Source organism: Lysinibacillus xylanilyticus, assembly GCF_001708185.1.
GTDB lineage: Bacteria > Bacillota > Bacilli > Bacillales_A > Planococcaceae > Lysinibacillus > Lysinibacillus xylanilyticus_A.
On the sequence record NZ_MDDN01000008.1, the window covers coordinates 139,039 to 148,799 of the forward strand.

The following is a 9,761-nucleotide window of genomic DNA, read 5'->3' on the forward strand; positions in this document are numbered from 1 at the left end:
TACAATTCAAATCCTGAACTAAATAATTGAGTGTCGTATCGGAATCCATGTTAGATTTTAAAAAACATCTATAATATATAAAGCTAAAACCCCAACAATGACATTTTGATATGCATTGTTGGGGCTTTCTTGTAAGGACAATGAAATAGATCTTTATTACATTAGGTTCAGATAATGCTCCCCTAAGATGAAGCATGGGAACGCTATATTTTCCATTAACCCACTTCTCATTCACCATTAACTTACGATTATTTCCTTCTTTTGCTTTTGTACATAATGAACGGAGGAGGCATCCGGAACAGTCTTCACATTCGTATATCTTAAACTCACGCGTAAAATCATACTTATCCGTTTTCGTGGTACGATATTTAAATACAAGCTGTTGTTGATTTGGGTAAGTGTATTGATCATTTTCTTCATCATAATCCCAGGTTGCTGTATTGAATTCGTTTTGCTTATACTTTTTCTTTTGTTCTTTTAAATACATGTTGTAAGTGATTAAGGCTTCTCGCTTACGATTCGAAAGGATATCATCATAATTTTGTTCACTGCCATATCCGGCATCTGCGACAATGTGGTTTGGTAACTTAAAATAATGTTGTTCGATTTCATCTAAAAATGGGATTAATGTACGTGTATCCGTTGGGTTCGGAAAAATGCTGTAGGCAAGCGCATACTGACCTTCTGTTGCCACTTGTATGTTATAACCAGCCTTCAATTGACCATTTTTCATATAATCATCTTTCATACGCATAAATGTCGCATCCGGGTCTGTTCTCGAATAACTATTTCGTTCGTCAAAAATTTCGAAGTCTCTTTGATATTTTAGTTTGCGTCCAATATAGTCGATTAATTGTTTGCGAGCTTGCTTAGGGAATTTCCGTTCTATTCTTAAAGCCTTTCGCTCTGCTACATCCGACGAGTCCTCAATTTTCCGATCATATTCAGAAATCACTTCATCTACTTTTTCGACCATTTGAGCGAGGTCTTCCAAGGCTAATTCCTTTTCATTTTCCCGTTCAATTTCTGGCATGATTTCTTTTTCAAGCAGCTCATCGTATAGCTGGTTCGACTTTTCAATTAGTCCGTTATAATATTTCTCAATCGATTTTTTCCACACGAATGTAAATTTGTTCGCATTCGCTTCAATCTTTGTTCCATCAATAAAAATAGCTTCCTGATCAATTAATTTTTCCTGTACCAGCTGGCAGCGGAATTGAACGAAGCATTGACGAATTAGCTCTTTCACCTCTGGTTGGACACGGAATCGGTTGATTGTGCGGTAGGTTGGTTCATATCCTTGAGCTAACCACATCATCCGAAGACTATCTTTTAAAAGCGATTCAATTTTTCGCCCTGAGAAGACAGATTGCGTGTAGGCACATAAGATAATTTTAAGCATCATGCGTGGATGGTAGGCAGGACAACCCTCATTTCAAAGGAATGCTTCAAACGCTTCGGGCTGGATACTTTCGACTAAATGGTGAACATGGAAGGCAATATCATTCTTTTGTAACTTCCTTCTAAATCTAAAGGCAAAACTAATTGATTCATGTTATAATCTTTAAACATAAGGATCCTTCTTTCTGTATAATTTTGTTGTGGTGACTTAATTTTAGCAGAAGTGGTCCTTATTTTTTATGAAAAAAATTTAAAGCCGGTGAAATTTTAGTGATCGTAAAATTTCACCGGCTTTTTAGTTTAGAGATGGGTTTTGTCCCATCCTCAAGTAATCTTCACTTACTCAAGGATTTCCAATTCCCCCCACGCAAAAGTGCTATAATTAACTGTCTTTTTCCCAAAATATTTTGCATGTTCATAATTGCTCTTTGTATCTATACCAAAGTAAATATCAAAAAAGTAAGGAGTCACATCCCTTACGCAATTAGTATCTCCCATGTCATAAACCGCAAACGAATCCCTTGAAACAGAATCTGGAAAACTATCTAATTTAGTTGAAGTCGTAATAATTGTTCCTTTTGGTAATTTTGTTCCTGAAGATATATCTCCACATTTAGCAGGACGAACAGCGGCCATAACATATATTTGTGGGGTTGTCCCATGATAAGTTTTATTCCCCAATGGTGCTACATAAGCAGTTACATTTTGAGAATTATAAGTTGCAGCAAACACAGTATCTTTAATTGGTAATAATAACAATAAAGTCGAAAATAAAATCCCTAATAATAAACCTTTTTTCTTCAAATCTAACTCCTCTTTAATAGATTAGATAGCACCCCATTAGCATATTTCGCCTCCTTTTTAGATTAATCAATAGCATCTTCTGTATTACCCATATATTTTCCATCCTTGGGGTTATAGTATATTTCCATCTCTTTTTTATCTACTTGGCCATTTACAGCCATAAATATATTCTTTTCATCCCTCAAAATACGAAAATGATATCCATTTGAAAATTGATTATTTCCAGGTTCTAATTTAAATTCCGTTACTGCTTGCATTACTATTTGATCACTATCCACCTTTATATCATAATCTTTGATTGTTAATTTCTCAGAACCATCCATTAATTTAAAGTTCTTTAATTCACCTTTTTCAATTGCAAATATGAAACGCTGATTCTTATTTGGCAAAGAAATTATCCCTTGCCAATTTCCCTTTTTACCATCGCCACCACTCACTTTTTTATCATCAACACTATTTAAATAAACAAGTTCAGGTTCATCGTCATATGTTTTCGCCTTTTCAATCCCAATTTCATATGCCCTAAGCATTGTAATTTCCTGAAGAGATTCATCAACGTCATAACTCACTTCTTTTAATTGGTTATCCGAAAAGGGATTAAATTTTATAAAAAAGATTGAGCTAAATATTAAAATAATAACTATAAAAATATATATCTTTTTCAATATTCCACTTCCAATCACTTAAATTCAATAATATTCCATATTTAGGATTATTCTATACAAATACTTAATAACCCTTTTAATAATTTGTTTTTATTAATTATTAAAAAAAGAAACAGAGTAACAAATGCTACTTGCTACACTTGCAAATTGAAAACTGTAAGAAACCTAGTCTACGCAAGCCTTCAAAGAATTTCCGAGTGTATTTGGTGCTGGGGAATACTGCCCATAATAGGTGATATGAGCAGTAAAGGTGGTCGTGATTTCGTAATATATACCAAGAGGGTTCGGATGCTGTGAGGTTACTTGTAGGGATAAAAAAAGAAGCTCCATTGAAAGGAGTTTCTTTTTTTATGTTGTCTTTAGGAAATTACACCAGTTGCAGAACATGAAAATGTAACTTCTTGAGTATGTTCAGTTGTAATGCCAAGATAAGTAAGTTTACCTCCAATTGTAAACTTATAAGTTCTTCCACCTTCTATTATTACAGCGTTTACACCTGTAGTAGACCAACTTCCTTGTTGAGGAGAAACATCCAAGTTGCTATAACCAGAAAATACCATTCTTTGTTGAGTAGAATCATGTCTAATAGTAAAGTCTGCGGAAAATGAAACTACTATTTGACTTGCCCCTATATGTATATTAATCATCGTCATCTTGAACATAGTATCAGTTGAATTTTTCCTTTTAATTTTTTGTGTTTAAGGCAGGTTTACCTTTATTACCAAAGGAGTCAAACAATTTTTGATTTATTAGCCATATAAGTAATCGATAAAATTTTCAACAAGTTCATCGTTATGATTTATCTTACTTATCCTCTCTTTTAAATCCTCTATAAAGCCTTCTAGGAATTCAAAAGATTCATCATCTATTATTTCCCCATTATATTTTCCCTGTATTAATTCTATTGTAATTGAGAGGTAATCCAGAAAATCGGAAAATGAGTTTGCAATCGGAAAAAGAGCACCTGATTCATAAGAAGCCATGACTGGTGAGCCTTCTTTATCAGTTACAACCACGACTGGATCATCATTTATATCTGCAATGACAAGCAAAAATGGATTCCATTTTGGATTTTCTTTCAGATCCGTTTCAATCCAACGAAACCCCTCTTGCCTATAAATAAGATTTTCAGGAGAACAAAGATTAAGAGGTGCATTTCCTAAATCAATGCTCGTGCTTTTTAGCTTGTGACCATCATGACGGATATCACAAATTATTTCACAATGTTCATAAAAAAATTTTAATTCAGGAGAAAGATAAATTTTTTCATCTACCTGTAGTTTTACTAATTCTGACCTATAACGTACTCCACCATTCTTTACAACTAGGGATTCTTCTTGAGGATGTTTATTCATTGTCTGTATAAAATTTAATATCGAATCATCTATTTTTTTCATAAAAGCTCAATCCTCTCGTTTATTACTTACAATCCATTTTGTCATAGTCAAACGTCTCTCAGGTGTCACCAAATACCTCATAACATATAATACCATTTTATACCGTTTTAAATAAATTCAATGCTAAAAAAGAGTGGTTTTTCTGCTTCTTACATCCATATGGTATCCATTAAGTGCATCTGGAAAATAAGTATTAGATTTTATACCAATTGGACCATCAGGCATTGATTTACACTCATATCTTTAAAACTTTAAGACAAGGAATCTAACAAAAAAACATATGTAAAGAAAGAGATTGAGACATCTTCTTTACATATGTTTTAGAATTTTTGTAATTAGCTTTTAGCAAAATATTATAGTCATCCAACGATCCAACTAATTATTATCCCTTTCTCCTTGTTTACCTGCCATCATAAGCATCCCCATACGGCTCGAAATTTTCAGCCAACCAAAACCAATTTTCACCTTTACTAGAGTATAAACGCTCTAACAGTTCCGTAAAGCTTTTAGCAATAATCTGACTGTCTCCTGGTGTTGCATGGGTTTCCAAGAAACTATCATAGCAATAACCTAAATGCGACTTGCTCATGTCCATGCTAATGTATTGGTTTATTTGTTCAGATTCAGCAATAAGATACCACTCATTACTAATATCCCCCTCTAGTTCCTCCCAAATAACATCATCCTCTGGGTAAAGTCTTTTACTAGTTGGAATAAACTCATTTGAAGAAACTATTTTTATTCCATAAGGCTTATCTATAAACATTTGTAAGGAGTCATAATTGCTAAAAAAATAATTCAAATCTTTTGGAAGAGCTAATTCACTTGTGAAATCTGTGATCCTTTTCACAAGTCTGCAATTACTATCTTGTTCAATTTTTTTAATAATCTCTATTATCCCCATACTTACTCCTTTAATCTCAATTTTACTTGCATTTAGTATATTGAACTCTTTAAAATCGTGCTGTTCCCTACATTTTTGCTCCATTTTCAGCAATATCAGGATTCAAACCATGTCTTGCTAATAATTCCAGTAAAAAACTAGTATTTGAGGTACAGTTGATTTTAAAATGGGTTTAGTCCACATTATCCGTTTCCTACTTGATTCTGGATTTTTTGATCTTCCACCTTAACTTTTCGACATCCATTTGATTTAGTTTCAATTGTTTTGTGTATATGAATTGATCTTCGTTAACATACTCAAATCGAAATGTGGTAGTTGGGATAATATTTTTACTTTCATGATAGAAACCATTTCTTATAATTGTATCAATTGACTCATCGCTATTATATGAATATGTATCTACCAAAAAAGTTTCTTCGTTCAACTCCTCGTCTCCGTCCAAGTCAACGTCCTTTAAATAGAATAATACTTTTTCAATCACAGTCTCTTTAAAAACTACACAATATACTTGTTCTAAAACGATTTCATCATTATCGTTATTTAGAAACCTAAGATACAGTTTCATTCCATCTTCTTTTATTACAAAAACACTGCCCCATCCCTTATTTTCATTATCATAAGAATAGTACAGTTCACCATCTTTTAACCTATTTACTATAATACCTTCATTGGATTCAGGCTCAGTTTTATAGGTTTTTGGCTTCTTTAATTGATTCAGTGCATATTGATATGGGAAAAATTCCAAATACGAATCACTCCAAATAACCGTATCATTTTCTACGTCTTTCACTCGGTCAAGCATTTCTTCGTATGAGTCGTAATATTTTTCAAAAATTTCGAGCAGCAAATCGTAATCTTTTTTGATCATCTTATACACTCCCCCTAATTTTTTACTGGCCTAATTAAAATCTCATTCTTTGAATTGAGAACCTCTAAACAATTGTATTTTTGATTTAAAATTTCAATTGTTTTGCCATACTTCATAAGTGTGATATCTTGAATAACCAAAAAAGGTAAACCATTTAGTTTTTCTCTAATGTCGTTAATAGAAAGTTTCAAATTAAAATATTTTCTTATTTCCATAATAAACTTGTTTACATCATTTGGTATTCTGACTATATACACTTTTACCACATCTATCAAATCAAGTTCGTTTGAAGGTGAATCTTCGTCATCTATAACAGGATTATTTTCAAGCCAACTAAATAAATCAATATCTAAAGAATAAAAAGGCGACGACAATGCACCCAAATCTTGATAGAATACGTTTAGTTGGTCGCTATTCTTTTTTAAAAACACTCCTTGCCCCCCCACCATCATCCCCTATCAAAATATAATCTGATGCGTAAGCACTTATTTCATACAACTCGTTCCTTTCCAATGCAATGTCAAAACCATAAATATTTATTCCGTTTTCAAATGTAACTTCCTTAAAAAATTTCCAAAACTCAATTAGTCTCGTATGTATATTAGTTTGAAAACTAGTATTGATCTCATTTAATCAATGTTTCTTTCTGTTCTAGTGATTAATGGTGTCGGCTTTAAATTTAAAATCATTGATTTCCTCCAATTCAATGTTACTTAGTCCATTAAGTATTTATAAGCTTCTCTTACACTCAACTCCCATGACTAGAGAGAGTGTTTTTGAAAACTCTTTTTTATTAACCAAAGATTATTCATTCGTTCTTCATCTCTATAATAGTAAATTATTATACTTAAAATATCTGTTTTTTCTTTCATTTTATAAGCATCTCCCTTTTGAACCTCGTGCTCTTGATTAAAATGGACGTTCGCCTATCATCATTACGTGCTTACAATTCAAACTCTTTTTAATTGCTTTTATCCATTTTTTCATCAGCTATTCTAAGTCCATCTAGCAAAATAAGATTGTATTCTTGGGCCACAACTTCAATAATTTCATCATAACATTCAAGAAAATAATGCTTAAATCCCTTTTCAACCAGTGTCTTTTGCTGATTCAAAAAGTCGGAATCAATCACTTCACAAAAACACGTATCCAATAAATTTTCGTTAAAATAATCAAGACCACAAAGTCCAAACTTGACTACATTTTTAAAAATGAAAGAAATATCTATGTATCGTTCTTCTGTGGAAATATTTGATGCCAACGCTGTTGCTAAATTTAACGAAAGTTCAACTTCTCTTGGAAATCGTTCCATGATTAACTTATTTAAAATCAACGCATCTCTAGCATTTATTACACCCACTGTTGTATCAATAAATCTGGTTCTCATTATGCCCTCCATTTCTTTACATAGAGCAACGAATTTCAATTCGTCCTATCGTCTGTTTCAGTGCTAAAACGTCAATTCAAAGTCCTCATAATATTCATAGCTGACTTCACTACCCACTGGATGAACATTTTCGTACACAGCCTATCTTTGTTAAAAAAGTAATAACTCTTATGACCTAAACTATTCGTAATTTCGTTATAACCCTAATTATATGAAAGTTCACCTAAAGGACATTGCCATCTCCCCATGTTTGGATTACTCATGCACCTGTAGTTGGGCCATCTTAGCGACTATCCTGATGATATGGTCTATCTATATTGTTTCGGTGCTCGGAATGAACCTTATCCTCGAAGACTGCTCGTACGTACATTAGCATCCGTTTGGAATGCATGATATAATTCTGATCCTTTTTATCACGTTCAAACATAAACAATCTAATCTAAAAATTCCGGTCTTAGGCGACTTCCCTCTTTTGCAAAGAGTAATCCTTTTAGTTTATTCTTTCTATATCCTTCAACAAAAGCCTCAGATACAACTATCATGGAAGGTCTTATGCTCATACGATAAATATGCTCTTGTCCAAGTTTTTGATAATTAAAGTATATGCTTGTAATTCGACCAACTTTTTTAGGATCGTTTGCAGTCATATCGTATTCCGATTTCTGTTCATCAAAACAATCAGAAACAGCCAATATATTCAGTGCAAAGAAATCTGTGTTCATCTCGCCTTTTTCGTCTACAATAATAGCCGGAAAAAATTCACAGGCGTTGTTAGCAATTTCCTCTAAAAAACACTTCATTTTTAAGCTTACTAAAGGCGCACCAACTGATGGTAACATGTCGTATTTGTTAACATATTTATCAAGTTTATCAACTTTGTAATAAATACTTTCTATACTAAAAGATGATACTCCTGATTCTAATTCATATGATTTCACCTGATTCTTTTGATCATCTTGGTAAAAATAAACATCCCTTTTATAAAACTCCACTAATCTATAGTACTGCATTCGCATCACTATCCTTTACAAGTAATTGAATTTTTCAATTCCTCAAATCTTTTTTAGTGTCTCTAATTAACTTTTCAATTTCATCTCTATATTGTGTTTGAGTCCAATTAAGAATCAGCACGTAAGATTGTCTCTTCTTTATATGTACTTTGATTTTGGTATAAATTTTGTCTTTCTATCAAAACGGACTGCATTAAGTCTCTCTTTTAATTCGTTTTCAGAGAAACTTGATATTTTATAGATAGAATAAAATTTAAGCGCAAAGTTCCTACTTAACTTGGCATTTAATTTAACCTCCGATAAAGATAATCCATTTTTTTCACCTACCAAGTGATCCTCTGAACCATCCCGCCTAACTTCGCTCATACGTTTTTGTCATCTCATCAAAGCCGATTTCCTTAATGAATTTCCCTTTCATATCTCGTTCACGTAGTTCCTTTTAACTAACTGCTTAATATGACTCATGTTTTGAGTTCTATGAAAATATGCTGTTCCTAACACTTGAATTAGTTTCGTAAAAGATTCAGCTATTTTTATTTTTTTATTAAAGGGTGTCTCTGAACCAAAAACGAAAATGTTCCCACTATTTACATCCATAATAAATGTAAAGTGATCCCCAATTGCTATACATATAAATTGATTGGAAAAATTAGCTACATCTTCATTTGACAAATGTTCATGGAAACTTATTAACTTTTCTAGATAATTTGTTTCACTCCCAAAATGTATCCCTAAAATACTAAAATCACCAAAATCGTAATTTAAAATTAAATTAACAAAATCAGCAGGGAATTTCACACCAAGTCTTCGCTCTACTTGCTCCACATTTTTTTGCATCCCAACTTGTTTCTTTAGTCTTAATCCTGTAACAATTGACTCTATAGGAATAAAATCTCTATCTAAAATTGTTGTTATTTCATCAATATTTAATAACGTATTATTCATAATATTTCACACCCTTCTTTTACAATGCCATACTCCATCCGAACGAACGTATGTTTATTTCGGGGGGGTACTTCTATCCCATTTCTATTCTGATAAAAAATAACGGCAAATTGGTTGGTAATAATTACCAAATTACCATTCAGAAAAATTCTCCTCAACAAAACTTTCGAAAGATTTCGACAAAAAAATTTTCTCCTGAGTCGTGGTAGTATATTACGACTTCCCCGTTAGCATTTATTGTTATTGGATTACCGTAAGCCCGAAATATAAAAAAAATAAGCGCACCTTCTCGGTACGCACGACTAATGGCCATCTACCCTGAATTTTTTCGGATAGATGGCTATTTTGCACATGTGGCTTGGATTTTTTTCGACCAAGGC

Annotated in this window: 10 protein-coding genes and 1 pseudogene; all 11 read right to left on the bottom strand. The window is 32.5% G+C overall.

What is annotated here, in order from left to right; all coding sequences use genetic code 11:
- Positions 1 to 145: 145 nt before the first annotated feature.
- A pseudogene (locus BFJ97_RS15505) lies at positions 146 to 1,572 on the bottom strand (IS1182 family transposase); the annotation flags it as partial.
- 168 nt (positions 1,573 to 1,740) lie between these two features.
- Positions 1,741 to 2,205 (bottom strand): hypothetical protein, encoded by a 465-nt coding sequence (locus BFJ97_RS15510; protein WP_068985554.1) that lies wholly within the window; start codon positions 2,203 to 2,205, stop codon positions 1,741 to 1,743.
- 62 nt (positions 2,206 to 2,267) lie between these two features.
- Positions 2,268 to 2,870, bottom strand: coding sequence for a hypothetical protein (locus tag BFJ97_RS15515; protein WP_068985555.1), 603 nt, complete (start codon positions 2,868 to 2,870; stop codon positions 2,268 to 2,270).
- Between the two features lie 359 nt (positions 2,871 to 3,229).
- Positions 3,230 to 3,523: a hypothetical protein gene (locus BFJ97_RS15520; protein WP_139114460.1), complete on the bottom strand. Its 294-nt coding sequence runs from the start codon at positions 3,521 to 3,523 to the stop codon at positions 3,230 to 3,232.
- Between the two features lie 96 nt (positions 3,524 to 3,619).
- Positions 3,620 to 4,267 carry a hypothetical protein gene (locus BFJ97_RS15525; protein ID WP_068985557.1) on the bottom strand — a complete coding sequence of 216 codons (648 nt, stop codon included), beginning with the start codon at positions 4,265 to 4,267 and terminating at the stop codon, positions 3,620 to 3,622.
- A gap of 400 nt (positions 4,268 to 4,667) precedes the next feature.
- Positions 4,668 to 5,171 (bottom strand): SMI1/KNR4 family protein, encoded by a 504-nt coding sequence (locus tag BFJ97_RS15530; protein ID WP_068985558.1) that lies wholly within the window; start codon positions 5,169 to 5,171, stop codon positions 4,668 to 4,670.
- 193 nt (positions 5,172 to 5,364) lie between these two features.
- Positions 5,365 to 6,039 carry a hypothetical protein gene (locus BFJ97_RS15535; protein ID WP_068985559.1) on the bottom strand — a complete coding sequence of 225 codons (675 nt, stop codon included), beginning with the start codon at positions 6,037 to 6,039 and terminating at the stop codon, positions 5,365 to 5,367.
- Positions 6,040 to 6,053: 14 nt separating this feature from the next.
- A complete protein-coding gene (locus BFJ97_RS15540; protein ID WP_139114461.1) occupies positions 6,054 to 6,470 on the bottom strand; it encodes a hypothetical protein in 417 nt (138 codons plus the stop codon).
- Between the two features lie 530 nt (positions 6,471 to 7,000).
- Positions 7,001 to 7,426, bottom strand: a complete 426-nt coding sequence (locus tag BFJ97_RS15545; RefSeq protein WP_068985561.1) for a hypothetical protein — start codon at positions 7,424 to 7,426, stop codon at positions 7,001 to 7,003.
- 434 nt (positions 7,427 to 7,860) lie between these two features.
- Positions 7,861 to 8,436, bottom strand: coding sequence for an imm11 family protein (locus tag BFJ97_RS15550; protein ID WP_068985562.1), 576 nt, complete (start codon positions 8,434 to 8,436; stop codon positions 7,861 to 7,863).
- 414 nt (positions 8,437 to 8,850) lie between these two features.
- Positions 8,851 to 9,381: an SMI1/KNR4 family protein gene (locus BFJ97_RS15560; protein WP_068985564.1), complete on the bottom strand. Its 531-nt coding sequence runs from the start codon at positions 9,379 to 9,381 to the stop codon at positions 8,851 to 8,853.
- Positions 9,382 to 9,761 lie beyond the last annotated feature (380 nt).

What these genes read in the sequence shown, in the direction of transcription:
- BFJ97_RS15520 (WP_139114460.1), bottom strand. Translation starts at nt 3,523, where the DNA reads ATGACGATGATTAATATACATATAGGGGCAAGTCAAATAGTAGTTTCA.
- BFJ97_RS15525 (WP_068985557.1), bottom strand. Translation starts at nt 4,267, where the DNA reads ATGAAAAAAATAGATGATTCGATATTAAATTTTATACAGACAATGAAT.
- BFJ97_RS15530 (WP_068985558.1), bottom strand. Translation starts at nt 5,171, where the DNA reads ATGGGGATAATAGAGATTATTAAAAAAATTGAACAAGATAGTAATTGC.
- BFJ97_RS15535 (WP_068985559.1), bottom strand. Translation starts at nt 6,039, where the DNA reads ATGATCAAAAAAGATTACGATTTGCTGCTCGAAATTTTTGAAAAATAT.
- BFJ97_RS15545 (WP_068985561.1), bottom strand. Translation starts at nt 7,426, where the DNA reads ATGAGAACCAGATTTATTGATACAACAGTGGGTGTAATAAATGCTAGA.
- BFJ97_RS15550 (WP_068985562.1), bottom strand. Translation starts at nt 8,436, where the DNA reads ATGCAGTACTATAGATTAGTGGAGTTTTATAAAAGGGATGTTTATTTT.
- BFJ97_RS15560 (WP_068985564.1), bottom strand. Translation starts at nt 9,381, where the DNA reads ATGAATAATACGTTATTAAATATTGATGAAATAACAACAATTTTAGAT.